This window comes from Streptomyces sp. NBC_00029, assembly GCF_045160505.1.
Lineage (GTDB): Bacteria > Actinomycetota > Actinomycetes > Streptomycetales > Streptomycetaceae > Streptomyces.
Map to the genome: position 1 here is coordinate 3,594,652 of NZ_CP108292.1, position 14,452 is coordinate 3,609,103.

14 protein-coding genes and 1 tRNA gene are annotated in these 14,452 nt (G+C 71.9%); 11 read left to right on the forward strand and 4 right to left on the reverse strand.

Annotated features, from left to right (window positions below):
• Window positions 1-18 precede the first annotated feature (18 nt).
• The gene (locus tag OG753_RS16900; RefSeq protein ID WP_405789024.1) at window positions 19-1,251 is read left to right on the forward strand and encodes an RNA-guided endonuclease InsQ/TnpB family protein; all 1,233 of its coding nucleotides are present in this window, start codon (window positions 19-21) and stop codon (window positions 1,249-1,251) included.
• Window positions 1,252-1,285: 34 nt separating this feature from the next.
• On the opposite strand, the gene OG753_RS16905 is transcribed toward OG753_RS16900, so the two are convergent.
• Window positions 1,286-1,819, reverse strand: a complete 534-nt coding sequence (locus OG753_RS16905; protein ID WP_030008732.1) for a universal stress protein — start codon at window positions 1,817-1,819, stop codon at window positions 1,286-1,288.
• A 491-nt stretch (window positions 1,820-2,310) separates the two neighbouring features.
• Between OG753_RS16905 and OG753_RS16910 the strand changes: the two genes are divergently transcribed.
• The 4 genes from OG753_RS16910 (at window position 2,311) to OG753_RS16925 (ending at window position 5,014) form a co-directional block, all read left to right on the forward strand.
• A complete protein-coding gene (locus tag OG753_RS16910) occupies window positions 2,311-2,577 on the forward strand; it encodes a hypothetical protein (RefSeq protein ID WP_327262609.1) in 267 nt (88 codons plus the stop codon).
• Between the two features lie 376 nt (window positions 2,578-2,953).
• On the forward strand, window positions 2,954-4,126 hold the full coding sequence (locus OG753_RS16915; RefSeq protein ID WP_327262610.1) for a helix-turn-helix domain-containing protein: 1,173 nt from the start codon (window positions 2,954-2,956) through the stop codon (window positions 4,124-4,126).
• Between the two features lie 105 nt (window positions 4,127-4,231).
• The gene (gene orn / locus OG753_RS16920) at window positions 4,232-4,834 is read left to right on the forward strand and encodes an oligoribonuclease (protein WP_030008729.1); all 603 of its coding nucleotides are present in this window, start codon (window positions 4,232-4,234) and stop codon (window positions 4,832-4,834) included.
• Between the two features lie 107 nt (window positions 4,835-4,941).
• A tRNA-His gene (locus OG753_RS16925) sits at window positions 4,942-5,014 on the forward strand.
• Between the two features lie 57 nt (window positions 5,015-5,071).
• On the opposite strand, the gene OG753_RS16930 is transcribed toward OG753_RS16925, so the two are convergent.
• Window positions 5,072-6,097, reverse strand: coding sequence for a LacI family DNA-binding transcriptional regulator (locus tag OG753_RS16930; RefSeq protein WP_327262611.1), 1,026 nt, complete (start codon window positions 6,095-6,097; stop codon window positions 5,072-5,074).
• 102 nt (window positions 6,098-6,199) lie between these two features.
• On the opposite strand from OG753_RS16930, the gene OG753_RS16935 reads away from it, so the two are divergent.
• Genes OG753_RS16935 through OG753_RS16950 form a run of 4 tightly spaced genes read left to right on the forward strand, consistent with a single transcriptional unit; the run spans window position 6,200 to window position 10,851 of the window.
• A complete protein-coding gene (locus tag OG753_RS16935; protein ID WP_327262612.1) occupies window positions 6,200-7,549 on the forward strand; it encodes an extracellular solute-binding protein in 1,350 nt (449 codons plus the stop codon).
• A 7-nt stretch (window positions 7,550-7,556) separates the two neighbouring features.
• Window positions 7,557-8,552 (forward strand): carbohydrate ABC transporter permease, encoded by a 996-nt coding sequence (locus tag OG753_RS16940; RefSeq protein ID WP_383199065.1) that lies wholly within the window; start codon window positions 7,557-7,559, stop codon window positions 8,550-8,552.
• Window positions 8,549-9,373 (forward strand): carbohydrate ABC transporter permease, encoded by an 825-nt coding sequence (locus OG753_RS16945; protein WP_327262613.1) that lies wholly within the window; start codon window positions 8,549-8,551, stop codon window positions 9,371-9,373. The genes OG753_RS16940 and OG753_RS16945 overlap by 4 nt, the downstream gene beginning before the upstream one ends.
• On the forward strand, window positions 9,370-10,851 hold the full coding sequence (locus tag OG753_RS16950) for a GH1 family beta-glucosidase (protein WP_405789028.1): 1,482 nt from the start codon (window positions 9,370-9,372) through the stop codon (window positions 10,849-10,851). Before OG753_RS16945 ends, OG753_RS16950 begins: the two co-directional genes overlap by 4 nt.
• A gap of 183 nt (window positions 10,852-11,034) precedes the next feature.
• Here OG753_RS16950 and OG753_RS16955 read toward each other — a convergent pair whose 3' ends face one another.
• Window positions 11,035-11,850, reverse strand: coding sequence for an SDR family oxidoreductase (locus tag OG753_RS16955; RefSeq protein WP_405789030.1), 816 nt, complete (start codon window positions 11,848-11,850; stop codon window positions 11,035-11,037).
• A gap of 44 nt (window positions 11,851-11,894) precedes the next feature.
• On the opposite strand from OG753_RS16955, the gene OG753_RS16960 reads away from it, so the two are divergent.
• Both OG753_RS16960 and OG753_RS16965 read left to right on the forward strand, forming a co-directional pair.
• Window positions 11,895-12,824, forward strand: coding sequence for a hypothetical protein (locus OG753_RS16960; protein ID WP_405789032.1), 930 nt, complete (start codon window positions 11,895-11,897; stop codon window positions 12,822-12,824).
• A 99-nt stretch (window positions 12,825-12,923) separates the two neighbouring features.
• Window positions 12,924-14,141, forward strand: a complete 1,218-nt coding sequence (locus OG753_RS16965; RefSeq protein WP_327262617.1) for an MFS transporter — start codon at window positions 12,924-12,926, stop codon at window positions 14,139-14,141.
• 9 nt (window positions 14,142-14,150) lie between these two features.
• Here the strand turns inward: OG753_RS16965 and OG753_RS16970 are convergent, their stop codons facing one another.
• On the reverse strand, window positions 14,151-14,450 hold the full coding sequence (locus OG753_RS16970; RefSeq protein ID WP_327262618.1) for a DUF3303 family protein: 300 nt from the start codon (window positions 14,448-14,450) through the stop codon (window positions 14,151-14,153).
• Between the last annotated feature and the right edge of the window lie 2 nt (window positions 14,451-14,452).

Consider the following 14,452-nt stretch of genomic DNA (forward strand, 5'->3'; position numbering starts at 1 on the left):
CGGCCTTACGGTCGCGGCATGACGACACCACGAGTGGCCGAGGACGCCAGGCACTCCGCCCGGTACACCTTCAGGCTTCGGGTGTCATCCGCCGCCCACGCTTCTCTACTGGGGGAGTGGGACCGGATCCGGTGGATCTGGAACGAGTGCGTCGCCAAGTCCAAGCAAGTCCACGCATGGAACAGGACCAGGCCCGAGGGCACGGACAAGCACACCTGCGGCCCCGCGCAACTCGACAAAATGTTGACCGAAGCCCGGCAGGCGAACGCCTGGCTGAGAGACGGGGCCTCTGTCCCGCAGCAACAGCTGATACGCGACTTCGGCAGGTCCAGGGCCAAGGCGCAGAAGGACATCAAGGACCGCCTGCCCATGGCGCGTCGGGCCGGGATGCCCAAGTACAAGAAGAAGCGTGAGGCCGCCCCGTCACTGAACTACACAAAGCGCGGCTTCCGCGTGAAGCACGGCACTCTGCACCTGGCCGGGGGCATCATCCTGACGGTGGTGTGGTCGCGCCCACTGCCCGCCGACCCGTCAAGCGTGCGCGTCTATCAGGACAGCCTCGGACACTGGTACTGCTCATTCGTCGTCCCCGCCCAGGCAGAGTTGCTGCCTGCCACCGGGCGCGCGATCGGTATCGACTGGGGTGTGCGCGAGACCGCGACCACCACCAGCGACACCCACGATCTGCCACACGCCGAGCACGGCAGAAAGGCCGCCGCGAAGCTGACCCGGTACGACCGGATGGTGGCCCGCCGGAAACCTGGGAAGGGACGGGCCGCATCGAAGGGCCACCTCAAGGCGAAGAGGCAGCGCGCCAGGCTGCACAAGAAGGTCGCCCGGCAGCGGCAGGAGACAGCCCGCAAGTGGGCCAAGTCTGTGGTGCGCGACCACGACGTCCTTGCGGTGGAGAATTTCCGGCCGAAGTTCCTCGCGAAGACCACCATGGCCAGGAAGGCAGCTGACGCCGCCATCGGCGCCACCAAACAAGCCTTGATCGAAATGGGCCGCAAGCACGGACGTGCCGTGCACCTGGTACACCCCGCGCACACCACGATGGACTGCGCGCAGTGCGGAGCGAGAGCCAAGCACGCACTGCCGCTGGGAGAGCGCACATACACCTGCACCGCGTGCGGAGCAGTGTCCCCACGGGACAAGAACTCCGCGCGCGTGATGCTCGTCCGGGCAGGTCTGATCCCGGTTGGTACTGATCGTGGAAGACCTCTCGGGGCGCCGCCCCGGGAGGCTGCGTGAGCCAGGAATCCCCTTCCCACAGGGAGGGGAGCAGTCAAGGAATGACAACGACCGGTCGCTGTGCGCGCTTGGCCAGTCGGCCGGCGACCGATCCGAAGATCCGGCCCACGATCCCGTGCGTCGAGCCGACCACGATGGCGTCGGCCGAATACTCCCGGCCGACCTCCTCCAGCTCATGGCAGATGTCACCACCCCGCTCGACCAGGATCCACGGCACTTCGGCCAGATAGTCCGCGCAGGCGAGCTCCAGCCCGAGCACCTCGGTGCGGTGGTCCGGCACGTCGACGAAGACGGGCGGCTCGCAGCCGGCCCACACCGTGGTGGGCAGCCGGTTGGCGACATGGACGATGATCAGACCTGATCCTGAGCGACGGGCCATGCCGATCGCATAGGCGAGCGCGCGCTCGCTGGAGGTGGATCCGTCGAATCCCACAACGACGCCGTGCCGGAAGGCCGGATCGCAGTGCACGCGTGTCTGTTCCACCGCGCGCAGATCGGCGGCCGACGCGGGGTCGACGACGCGTTTGCGCTTGCGGTCCGCGGGTTCGGAGAATTCGTGACCGGCCATGGGTGTCTCGGCGAAGAGGTCCTTGGAGGAAGCAACAGGGGCGAAATCGGCGACGCAGTGTGACGGAGCTCTGTCCGGGAAGCATCTTCCCAAGCCCATACCCACCAGGGTACGGCGACACTCCTGTCCTGCACAGGGCATGCCGCCCTTGGAGAGCGTCCCAGGGAGCATGCCGGAGCGAACGCGCCTTGGCAATGACCACTGTCCCCTACAGCCAGTGACGAGTCCGGGCGTTGCCACCCGTGCGCGCAGTGACCGAGCCCTGCCGCCGGGCGTTGGGACATGCGTCCGACCAACAGGTAAGAGCCCGCAGGGAGCACGCCGTGCCCGGTCATCCGGTTCACCCCGTCCAGCCAGCTCGGCCGACGCAGTCCGTCCGGTCCCTCCACGACGCGGACGCGGTCCCGCACTTCACCCCGTCCCCCCGCTCACCTCTTCACCCGTCCGGGCGTCGCGGCGGACACCCCCATGACGACCCCGCGGGTGACGTCGTGCGCTGGGCCGCCTTCAGCTGTCTGCTCGTCCCCGTGGTCCTCGTCGTCTACGGAACCTCCTTCGGCGGGGCGGCCGTCGCGACCCTCGGCCTGCTCGCCGTCACGGCCGCGTGCCGGGTCCTGCTGCGGCACTCGGAGCGGACGGCCGCCCGGGTGCGGGCGCAGGAGCCGCTCGCACCCGCCGGCCGCCGCCGGCATTCGCGCGGCGGAGCCGGGATGCGCCGCACCTGCCGGGGCTCCGACCCCGCCTCCCCGCACGACTGACTCATTCGCACACCCACACACGCATGTTTTCAGCCAACTTCCCGGCAGGTTGGCCTGCTTGCCGGAATGTCCCCCCGCCCCCCTCACCACCAGCGACGACGGACCCCGGGGGGCGTTCTGGCCCTACCGGTACTGGCCATGGCCGGGCGGCACGCTTCCCGTTCGGGTAGCGGAGTGGAACGCTTCCTGATCGAATGCTTTTCGCCAAGTTGAGAAGTCGACATAGCGCTGCGTGCTGAACTTGTCACGCCGACACCACGGGACGCAGTAGATTCGATCATGTATTTACGGCGGGGGATCCACGTGCAAGGCCGAGGGGAAACGTGCAGGTGCGACCAGACCAAGGAGTCGCGACACCCAAGGGGGGCTTAGCGCCATGAGCCAGGATTCCACCGCCGTCGTCACAGACGCCGGCCGGAAGCTCGCGGGGCGTCGCCGCAGGGAGATCGTCGCGGTGCTGCTCTTCAGCGGCGGACCGATCTTCGAGAGCTCCATTCCACTTTCCGTGTTCGGCATTGACCGGCAGGACGCGGGAGTTCCACGCTATCGATTGCTCGTGTGCGCCGGTGAGGACGGTCCGCTGAGGACCACCGGCGGGCTCGAACTGACCGCGCCATACGGGTTGGAGGCGATCGCCCGGGCAGGGACGGTCGTCGTTCCCGCCTGGCGCTCCATCACTTCACCACCGCCACCGGAGGCGCTCGACGCACTGCGTCTGGCGCACGAGGAGGGGGCCCGGATCGTCGGACTGTGCACGGGAGCCTTCGTGCTCGCCGCCGCCGGTCTGCTGGACGGCCGGCCCGCGACGACGCACTGGATGTACGCGCCGACGCTGGCCAAGCGGTACCCGTCCGTCCATGTCGATCCGCGCGAACTGTTCGTCGACGACGGCGACGTGCTCACGTCCGCCGGCACGGCGGCCGGAATCGATCTGTGCCTGCACATCGTGCGCACGGACCACGGCAGCGAGGCGGCCGGGGCCCTGGCCCGCAGGCTCGTCGTGCCGCCGCGCCGGACGGGCGGCCAGGAACGCTATCTCGACCGGTCGCTGCCGGAGGAGATCGGCGCCGACCCGCTGGCCGAAGTCGTCGCCTGGGCACTGGAACACCTCCACGAGCAGTTCGACGTGGAGACCCTCGCCGCCCGCGCCTACATGAGCAGGCGCACCTTCGACCGGCGGTTCCGCTCGCTCACCGGCAGCGCTCCGCTGCAGTGGCTGATCACCCAGCGGGTGCTCCAGGCACAGCGGCTGCTGGAGACCTCCGACTACTCGGTCGACGAGGTCGCCGGACGCTGCGGGTTCCGTTCGCCGGTCGCCCTGCGGGGTCACTTCCGGCGGCAGCTGGGGTCCTCCCCGGCCGCCTACCGCTCCGCCTACCGGGCACGGCGGCCGCAGGCCGAGGTGGCACAGGTGGCCGAGATCAACGCGGGTCCGGTTCCGCACCAGCGCACTCCGCAGCCCCACCGGGCGGCGGCGGCCCTGGCCGCGGCGGGTCCCACGGTGACGGAGCTCTACGCCCCGGGCCGGGCGCTGCGGGAACACGCGTAGCCGCTCTCCGGGTACGACGCACGAAGGTCCTCCATCGGTCACCGCCGATGGGGGACCTTCCGCATATGCGGTCCGCGCCGTGAGGGACCGCATAAGGTGGGACACATGAACGATCGCATGGTGTGGATCGACTGCGAGATGACCGGGCTCTCGTTGACGGACGACGCACTTATCGAGGTGGCCGCACTGGTCACCGACTCGGAGCTCAACGTGCTCGGCGAAGGCGTGGACATCGTGATCCGCCCGCCGGACGCCGCCCTGGAGACCATGCCCGACGTGGTGCGCGAGATGCACACCGCCTCCGGCCTGCTCGACGAACTGGCCGGGGGGACCACTCTCGCGGACGCCGAGGCACAGGTCCTGGCCTACGTGCGGGAGCACGTGAAGGAACCCCGCAAGGCGCCGCTCTGCGGGAACTCGGTCGGCACCGACCGCGGCTTCCTGCTGCGCGACATGGCCGCGCTCGAGAGCTACCTCCACTACCGGATCGTGGACGTCTCCTCGGTCAAGGAGCTGGCGCGCCGCTGGTACCCGCGGGCGTACTTCAACAGCCCGCCGAAGAACGGCAACCACCGGGCGCTGGCGGACATCAAGGACTCCATCACCGAGCTGCGCTACTACCGGGAAGCGGTCTTCGTGCCGCAGCCCGGGCCCGACTCGGACACGGCCCGGAGCATCGCCGCCAAGCACGTCGTGCCGGGCGCGTAGATCCTGCCGCCGGACCTCCGGAGGGGGGCGCCGGGAAAGGAGGGAGCGAGCACCCTCCCGGACCCTGTACCCTTTTCTTCGGCCGGTCGGTTTTCCGACCGGACATGGTGGGTGTAGCTCAGTTGGTAGAGCACCTGGTTGTGGTCCAGGTGGCCGCGGGTTCAAGTCCCGTCACTCACCCTGAAGAAAGGCCCCGGTACGCGAAAGCGGACCGGGGCCTTTCGCATGCCGCGGCCGTCAGGACGACTCCCGGACCACCAGCCGGTTCGGCAGCACGGCGGCCGCCTCGCCCGTCTCCCCCGCGATCCTCCCCAGCAGCATCCTCGTCATGGTCCGGCCCATCTCCTCGATCGGCTGGCGGACGCTGGTCAGCGGCGGGTCCATGTGCCGGGCCACCACCGAGTCGTCGAAGCCGACCAGCGCCACGTCCCGCGGAATCCGGCGGCCGGCCGCGCGCAGCTCCCGCCGGGCGCCCGCCGCCATGACGTCGGAAGCGGCGAAGACCGCGTCGAGCGCGGGGCGGCGGGCCAGCAGTTCGCGCATCGCCCGCCGGCCGCCCTCCTCGGTGAAGTCCCCGACCGCGATCAGCGGCTCGTCGACGGGGTGTCCGGCGCCGGCCAGGGCCTGCCGGTAGCCGTCGAGCCGGCACTGGGCCCCGTACACGTCCAGCGGCCCGGTGATCGTGGCGATCGTGCGGCGGCCCCGGCCGAGGAGGTGGCGTACGGCCTCGGCCGCGCCCGCCAGGTTGTCGGAGTCCACACTGGGCAGGGTCTCGGCGGCGGAGCGGCGACCGCTGACCACCGTCGGGATGCCGAGCTCGGCGAGCAGCTCGGGCAGCGGGTCCCCGGCGTGCACGGACACCAGCAGCACGCCGTCGACGCGGTGCCCGGACAGGTACTGGGCGAGGCGGCGGCGCTCGCGGTCGCTGCCCGCCAGGGTGAGGACGAGCTGGACCTCGGTCTCGGCGAGGGCGGCGCCGACCCCGCGGACCACTTCGGAGAAGTAGGGCTCGGCGAAGAACCGCTCCTCAGGTTCGGGGATCACGAGGGCGATGGCGTCGGTGCGGTTGGCCGCGAGGGCGCGCGCGGCGCGGTTCGGTACGTACCCCAGCTCGGCCACGGCCGCCTCGACGGCGACCCTGGTGTGCTCGCTGACCTTGGAGGATCCATTGATCACCCGGGAGACCGTGCCGCGCCCGACACCGGCGCGCGCCGCGACCTCCTCCAGGGTCGGTCGTCCCCCACTGCGCCCATGCCCGTTCATGGCTTCCTCCCGGTTGTGAATCTACCTCTTGACGACTGTGGGAGCGCTCCCACACTGTGTCACACGACACCTGGCACGTTTCGTCCTCCAGGGAGGAAGCACATGCGCGTCCGAGCCCGATCCCGAAGAACCCTCCTCACGACCGTCACCGCGGTGGGGGCGGCGGCCCTGCTGCTCGCGGGGTGCGCGCAGGACCCCGAGGAAGGCCCCGGCAAGGGGACCCCTGCCACCGGCAAGTCCGGCGGCGCCGCACAGACCACCCTCACCGTCGGCGTCTTCGGCGCCTTCGGGCTCCAGGAGGCCGGGCTCTACGACGAGTACATGGCGCAGAATCCCGGGATCCGCATCGAGCAGACCTCCATCGAGCGCAACGAGAACTACTACCCCCAGCTCCTCACCCACCTGGGCACGGGCAGCGGCCTCGCGGACATCCAGGCCGTCGAGGTCAACAACATCGCCGAGATCACCGCCACCCAGGCCGACAAGCTGGTGGACCTGGGCAAGGCCCCCGGCGTGGACAAGGCCGCGTACCTGCCATGGAAGTGGGCGCAGGGCACGGCGAGCGCGGCCAAGGGCGGGGCCACGGTCGGCCTCGGCACCGACATCGGCCCCCAGGGCATCTGCTACCGCAAGGACCTCTTCGAGGCGGCCGGACTGCCCAGCGACCGCGCGGCGGTCGGGGCGCTGTGGGCGGGCGACTGGAACAAGTACCTGGAGGCGGGCAAGGCCTACAAGGCGAAGGCCGGCGAGGGGAAGGCCTTCGTCGACTCTGCGTCGGGCGTGATGGCGGCAGTGACCGGCAGCAGCGCCCAGCGGTTCTACGACGAGCAGGGCAAGGTCGTCTACAAGACCAACCCGGCGGTGCGCGGGGCCTTCGACCTGGCGGCCTCCTTCGCTACCGACGGGCTGAGCGCCAAGCTCCAGCAGTTCACCCCGGGCTGGGACCAGGGCTTCTCCAACGGCTCCTTCGCCACGGTCTCGTGCCCGGCCTGGATGCTCGGCTACATCCAGGACAAGGCCGGCCCGGCGGGCAAGGACAAGTGGGACGTGGCGCAGGCGCCGAAGCCCAGCAACTGGGGCGGTTCCTTCCTGGTGGTCCCGAAGGCGGGCAAGCACGCCGAGGAGGCGGCGAAGCTGGCGGCCTGGCTGACGGCTCCGGCGCAGCAGGCGAAGCTCTTCGAGAAGCGGGGCAGTTTCCCGAGCGCGAGCGCCGCGTACAAGCTGCCGGCGGTGTCGGGTGCGCAGCACGCGTACTTCGGCGGCGCCCCGATCGGCGAGATCTTCTCGAAGGCGGCGGAGGGCGTGCCGGTGACGGTGGTCGGCCCGAAGGACCTGGTGATCGCGCAGAACCTGGCGGACATCGGGATGCTCCAGGTCGACCAGAAGGGCCGCAGCCCGCAGGAGGGCTGGGAGGCCGCGGTGAAGGCGATCGACAACGCCCTGGACCAGTGAGGCGCCGGTGACGGACGAGACGGCTGTTCTGTCCCCCTCCACCGTCGGCCCGGAGCGGCCGGCGGCGGAGGGGGGCGGCCGGGGCCGCCCGGGACAGGTGTGGCGCTCGCGCCGCTACCGCTGGGACCTGCGCTGGAGCCCGTACGCCTTCGTGGCGCCCTTCTTCCTCTTCTTCGCCGCCTTCGGGCTGTTCCCGCTGCTGTACACGGGCTGGGCGGCGCTGCACCAGGTGGAGCTGACCGATCCCGACAGCATGACGTGGGTGGGGCTGCGGAACTTCACCCGGCTGTGGGACGACGAGTTCTTCTGGAACGCGCTCCGCAACACGGTGACCATCGGTCTGCTGTCCACGGTGCCGCAGCTGGCGATCGCGCTGGGCCTGGCCCATCTGCTCAACTACCGGCTGCGGGGCTCCGCCTTCTTCCGGGTCGCGGTGCTCACCCCGTACGCGACCTCGGTGGCGGCGGCCACGCTCGTCTTCGTACTGCTCTTCGGCCGGGACTACGGGATGGTCAACTGGGCGCTGTCGGCGGTCGGTTTCGAGGCCGTCGACTGGCAGAACGGCACCTTCGCCTCCCAGCTCGCCGTCTCCACCATCGTGATCTGGCGGTGGACCGGCTACAACGCGCTGATCTACCTGGCGGCCATGCAGGCCGTACCGGCCGAGCTGTACGAGTCGGCCGCGCTGGACGGGGCCTCGCGCTGGCAGCAGTTCCTCCACGTGACGGTGCCCTCGCTGCGCCCGACGATCTTCTTCACCTGCGTCGTGTCGACGATCGGGGCGACCCAGCTGTTCGGCGAGCCGCTGCTGTTCAACGGCGGGGCGGGCGCGACGGGCGGCTCGGACCACCAGTTCCAGACGCTCGGGCTGTACCTGTACGAGCAGGGCTGGGTGAACCTGCACCTGGGGCGGGCCTCGGCGATCGCGTGGGCGATGTTCCTGATCCTGCTGCTGATCGCGGGTGCGGCGCGGCTGCTGCGCGGACGGAAGGACTCCCGATGAGAGCACTGCGCGCGGGCCGGCTCACGTACGTGGTGCTCGCCCTGTTCACGGCCGGCTCGCTCTTCCCGCTCGTGTGGACGGCGATCGCGGCCTCCCGGAACAGTACGCGGCTGGCCCAGACCCCGCCGCCGTTCTGGTTCGGCGGGAACCTGGGGCGCAATCTCCGGGTCGCGTGGACCGACGCCAACATGGGGGAGGCCCTGCTGAACACGGTGATCGTGGCGGGCACGGTCGCCGCGGGCACCGTGTTCTTCTCCACGCTCGCCGGATTCGCCTTCGCCAAACTCCGCTTCCGCGGCAGCCGGCCGCTGCTGGCGCTGGTGATCGGGACGATGCTGATCCCGCCGCAGCTGAGCGTGGTGCCGCTCTACATGCTGATCGCGAAGCTGTCGTGGACCGACCGGCTCCAGGCGGTGATCCTGCCGACGCTGGTGGGCGCGTTCGGGGTGTTCTTCATGCGCCAGTACCTGGTGCACGCGCTGCCGATGGAGCTGATCGAGGCGGCGCGTACGGACGGGGCGAGTTCGCTGCGGGTCCTGTGGCACGTGGTGTTCCCGGCGGCCCGGCCCGCCATGGCGGTGCTGGGGATGCTGACCTTCGTCATGGCCTGGAACGACTTCTTCTGGCCGATCGTCGCGCTGACCCAGAACGGCAGCCCGACGGTGCAGGTGGCCCTGACCGGGCTGGGCCGGGGCTACATCCCCGACCAGTCGGTGATCATGGCGGGCGCGCTGCTGGGCACGCTCCCGCTCTTGGCTGTGTTCCTCGTCTTCGGCCGCCAGATCGTCGGCGGCATCATGCAAGGAGCGGTGAAGGGATGACACGAATCCCGACGAACACGAACACGAACGCGACGGCGGACCCGGTCGTGGACCCGGTCGCGGACCCGGTCGCGGACACGGTCGCGGACACGAACGCCGTCCCGGACACGGACACCGGAGCGCGGGAACTCCGGTTCCCCGACGGGTTCCTGTGGGGCACGGCCACGGCGGCCTTCCAGATCGAGGGCGCCGCCGCCCTGCGCGGCCCGTCCATCTGGGACACCTTCTGCCGTACTCCGGGCAAGGTGCACGCCGGCGACACGGGCGACGTGGCCGCCGACCACCACCGGCTGTGGCGGGAGGACGTCCGCCTGATGGCCTCGCTCGGGCTGGGCGCCTACCGGTTCTCGGTGTCCTGGCCGAGGGTGCTCGCCGGCGGGATCGGCTTCTACGACGCGCTGGTCGACGAGCTGCTCTCGTACGGGATCAAGCCCTGCGTGACCCTCTACCACTGGGACCTGCCGCAGGAGCTGGAGACCGCGGGCGGCTGGCCCGAGCGGGAGACGGCGTACGCCTTCGCCCGGTACGCCGAACAGGTCGCGGGGGCGCTGGCCGACCGGGTGGAGCTCTGGACCACCCTCAACGAGCCCTGGTGCAGCGCCTTCCTCGGCTATGCCTCGGGGGTGCACGCCCCCGGCCGCACCTCCCCCGCCGACTCCCTGCGCGCCGCCCACCACCTCAACCTGGCCCACGGGCTGGCCGCGGCGGCCCTGCCCGCCGGGACCAGGGCGGGCATCGCCCTCAACCCCAGCGCGGTACGGCCGCTGACCGGCTCGGCGGCGGACCTGGACGCGGCCCGCCGGATCGACGCCCTGGCCAACCGGGTGTTCACCGGACCGCTGCTGCACGGGGCCTACCCGCAGGACCTGTTCGAGGACACCGCCGCGGTGACGGACTGGTCGTTCGTCCGCCATGGCGACGAGGCGCTGATCCACCAGCCGCTGGACTTCCTCGGGGTGAACTACTACACCCCGGCGGTGGTCTCGGCCGCCCCCGACGGCAACGGCCCGCGCGCCGACGGGCACGGGGCCGCGGCGCACTCCCCCTGGCCGGCCGCGGACACCGTCGCCTTCCACCAACCCCCCGGCGAGCGGACCGACATGGGCTGGTCGGTCGACCCGACCGGCCTGCACGACCTGCTGATGCGCTTCACCCGCGAGGCGCCCGGACTGCCACTGATGATCACCGAGAACGGCGCGGCGTACGCCACCGGTCTGCACGACCCGGAGCGCATCGGCTACCTGGAGGGCCACCTCGCGGCCGTGCACCGCGCCCTGGCGGACGGCGCCCCGGTCGAGGGCTACTTCCTCTGGTCGCTGATGGACAACTTCGAGTGGTCCTACGGCTACGGCAAGCGCTTCGGCATCGTGCACGTCGACTACGAGACCCAGGTCCGCACCCCGCGTTCCAGCGCCCACTGGTACGCCCGCCTGGCCCGGAAGGGAGGCTTCCTCACCTACGGGGACGAGGTGCTCTAGGTCCTGTCGTCAAAGTAGCGCCGGTCGGGCCCTCGGTGTCCGGCGCCGTGCATCGCAAGGCGGAGGGGCGCCCGAGTACTGGACGTACTCGGGCGCCCCGACAACGCGGCGAGGTGCGGTGCCGGGCGCCGCGGGCCAGGCGGGACTTCGACGACAGGACCTGGGCCGGGTGGCCGGGCGGGCTCAGCGGAAGGCCGGGGCCGAGCGGGCCGCCCAGTCCGCGAAGGGGCGGGGCGCCCGGCCGAGGATCTGCCGCACGGCCGGGCTCGGTTCCCTTTCGGCAGGCAGGGGTTCGCCGAGGATCCCGAGCGTGCCCTCCACGACCGGCTCGGGCATGAAGGCCAGCATCTGGGCGCGGGCCTCCTCCCGGGTCTGTTCGACGAAGCGGACGGGCTCGCCCAGGGCGGCGCCGATCGCCCCGGCGCGCTCCCTCGGGGTGACCGGGGCGGGCCCGGTGAGCTCGTAGGTCCGGCCCGCGTGGCCCGGCTCCCGCAGAACGGCGGCCGCCACTTCGGCGACGTCCGCCGGATCGACGACCGGGAGCCCGACGTCCGCGAAGGGTGCGGCGGCCGTGCGCGTCGTACGGATGCTCTCGGCCCAGGCGTAGGCGTTGGAGCCGAGGCCGCCGGAGCGCAGGACCGTCCACTCCAGGCCGCTGCGGCGGACGGCGTCCTCGAACCGCGCGGGGTGGGCGTAGACCTCCGGGCGGGTTCCGGCGCCCTGGGAGGAGAGCAGGACGACCCGGCGGATCCCGGCGGCGGCCGCGCGTTCGAGGATGCTCTGCGGGTCCTCTCCGGCGACGAGCAGGAACAGTGCGCCGGCCCCGTCCAGCGCGGGGGCGATGCTCTGCGGCTCGGCGAGGTCGCCGAGGTGGTGGCGGATCCCTTCGGGCAGCAGCCCCGGCCGCCGGGAGACGGCGGTGACCGCATCACCGCCGTCGGCGAGGATCCGGATGAGTTCCCGTCCCACGTTCCCGGTCGCACCCGTCACTACGATCACGACGACCCCCCTTGATCGACTCCCTCACCTGAGGGCCACCGGAGATGACGATGCACACAGGTGACGGGACATCCCCCGGCCGCACCACGCCCCCGCGCCCCCTGAATGTGGAGTCCCTCTTCCCCGGGCTCGCCGCGCACCGCCGCACCGCGACCCGGCTCCACCCGCGCCCCGGGACGCCCGGTCCGCACGACAGCCACGTCGGCGGGCCGCTGCTGTGGCCGGCCGGCGAACCGTGGCCGGTGTGCACGACCCCGCACCGCCGCGCCCCCGGACCGGAACCACTGCCGCTGCTCGCCCTGGCCCAGCTCCGCACGCAGGACGTGCCCGACCTGCCGGCCGGGCCGGACGGCTGCGATCTGCTCCAGGTCTTCTGGTGCCCCTTCGACGCCCACGGGCCCACCGGATACGGCATGTACGTGCACCTGCGGTGGCGCCGGGCGGCGGAGGTCCGCTCGGTGGCGGCGGACCAGCCGAGGCCCCCGGCCGTCGGCTTCGACGGGTATCTGCCCGAGCCGTGCGTCCTGCACCCGGAGCAGGTCACCGAGTACCCGTACATCGAACTGCTCACCGGGGAGCTGGGGGCGGCGGTCGAGGAGTGGGAGGACGCCCAGGAGGAGGCCGCCTACGAGACCGAGGAGGAAGCCCGGGAAGAGGACGAGGAGGACGGCGGGGAGGACCGGCCGCCGACCTACCAGAGCGATCTGTCCGTCGCCCCGGGCTGGAAGGCCGGCGGGCACGCCGCCTGGAACCTCACCGGGCCGGGCGCCATGGACTGCGACGCCTGCGGGAGCCCGATGGAGCTGCTGCTGACCGTCGCGACGAACGAGTGGCACGCCGACAGCAGGAGCTGGATCCCGCTGGAGGACGGGCCGCGGAACCCGACCGGCGTGGTCGTCGGCAACCACGGCAGGCTCAACGTCTTCGCCTGCCCCGGCGATCCGGCCCACCCGCACGGCTTCAGCGTGCAGTAGGACTTCCGGGGCGCGGGTCCCCGTACTAGCGTCCCCGGGCAACGGGCAACGCAGTGCGCCGGAGACACGGGTGGGTCGGCGTGCGGATGGAGGCTGTCCGTGACCCTGCCCGTTTCCGCGCCCCCGCGCCCGCCCGCCGGTTTCCGCGCCGTGCTCGCACTCGGCGGTACCGCGCTGCCCCTCTACGCGTTCCTCGCCCGGCTCCCCGCCGCTCTGTGCCCCATCGGAACGCTCCTGCTCATCAACGCCCGCGACGGCATCGGGGACGCCGGCACGGTGGCCGCCGCGCTCTGGCTCGGCCAGGCCCTCGGCGGCCCCGTCATCGGCCGGCTCGCCGACCGGCGCGGCCACCGCCCGGTGCTGCTCCTCGCCTGCGGTGCGAACGCCGCCGTGCTGTGCGCCCTCGTCGCGGCCGTCCTCGGCGGTCTGCCGCTGACCGCCCGCATCGCGCTCGCCGTCGCGGCCGGCCTCACCGTCCCGCAGGTCGGCCCGCTGGCCAGGGCCCGTTGGGCGCGGCTGGCCGGCGCGGACCGCAAGCTGCTCGGCTCGGCCCTGTCCTTCGACACCACCCTGGACGAGGTCGGGTTCATGGTCGGCCCCGCACTGGCCGGCATCCTGGCCGTCACCGTGCACCCGGCCTCGGCGCTCGTCCTCGCCGCCGCGCTCATCCTGGTGTTCGGCACCCTCTTCGCGGTGCATCCGACCGCTCCGGGCCCGGTCGCCCCGGCCCCGGGCGCACGGGCCGGCGTACGGCTGTGGTCGCCCGGGCTGGTCCTGCTGTGCGTACTGGCCGTCCTGCAGGGGGCCGCGTGGAGCGGGGCCAACACGGGGGTCAACGCGCTCGCCGAATCCCTCGGCGAGGCGGGCGCGGCCGGGCTGGTGTGGGCCGCCATGGCCGTGACCAGCTCGGTCGCCGGCTTCGTCACGGTCGCCCGGCCGGGGTCGGCGGACCTGACCGTACGGCTGCGGTGGACGATCGCCGCCCAGGCCGTCCTCACCCTGCCGCTGCTGGTGGTCTCCGGGCTCTGGGGGGCCGCCCTCGCCGTCGCGGGGATCGGACTGGCCGTGGCCCCGCACCTGATCGCGCTGTTCGGGCTGGTGGAGAGGACCGGGCCGGCCGAGCGGATGGGCGAGGCCATGACGGTGGCCGGCAGTGGCCTGATCCTCGGTCAGGCGCTGGCGGCGGCCGCCTCCGGACCACTGGCGGACGCCTACGGACACCGGGCGGCGTTCGCCGTTTCGTGCGCGGCGGTCACCGCCTCCGCCGTGCTGGCGATGGCCACGGCGAGGACGACGGCGTACGGGAAGGGCCGCTAGCCGGGCACGTCAGGAGGAGGACCGCATCGCCGCCAGGCCCTTGGCCAGGTCCTCGGCGTTCATCACGGGGGCGACCTCGACCTCGGCGTTGAACTGCAGGAACAGGTCCTCCATCAGCGCCGGCATGTGCGAGCTGTCCTGGAGGTCGAAGACGATCCAGCAGGAACGCACGCCCTCGTGCAGGCCGAAGTAGGCCGCCTCCGGCTTCAGCTTCTCCATCAGCTGCTTCATCCCCTGGGGCAGCGCGCCGGTCTTGATGCCCTCGTTGGTGGCGGCCGTGTCCATGTGCGCCCTGAGCATGACTCTCATGC

Excerpts from the sequence above, each read along its gene's own strand:
- OG753_RS16945 (WP_327262613.1), top strand. The coding sequence starts at position 8,549 with ATGAGAGCACTGCGCGCGGGCCGGCTCACGTACGTGGTGCTCGCCCTG.
- OG753_RS16905 (WP_030008732.1), bottom strand. The coding sequence starts at position 1,819 with ATGGCCGGTCACGAATTCTCCGAACCCGCGGACCGCAAGCGCAAACGC.
- OG753_RS16915 (WP_327262610.1), top strand. The coding sequence starts at position 2,954 with ATGAGCCAGGATTCCACCGCCGTCGTCACAGACGCCGGCCGGAAGCTC.
- OG753_RS16935 (WP_327262612.1), top strand. The coding sequence starts at position 6,200 with ATGCGCGTCCGAGCCCGATCCCGAAGAACCCTCCTCACGACCGTCACC.
- OG753_RS16960 (WP_405789032.1), top strand. The coding sequence starts at position 11,895 with ATGACGATGCACACAGGTGACGGGACATCCCCCGGCCGCACCACGCCC.
- OG753_RS16930 (WP_327262611.1), bottom strand. The coding sequence starts at position 6,097 with ATGAACGGGCATGGGCGCAGTGGGGGACGACCGACCCTGGAGGAGGTC.
- OG753_RS16900 (WP_405789024.1), top strand. The coding sequence starts at position 19 with ATGACGACACCACGAGTGGCCGAGGACGCCAGGCACTCCGCCCGGTAC.
- orn (WP_030008729.1), top strand. The coding sequence starts at position 4,232 with ATGAACGATCGCATGGTGTGGATCGACTGCGAGATGACCGGGCTCTCG.
- OG753_RS16950 (WP_405789028.1), top strand. The coding sequence starts at position 9,370 with ATGACACGAATCCCGACGAACACGAACACGAACGCGACGGCGGACCCG.
- OG753_RS16970 (WP_327262618.1), bottom strand. The coding sequence starts at position 14,450 with ATGAGAGTCATGCTCAGGGCGCACATGGACACGGCCGCCACCAACGAG.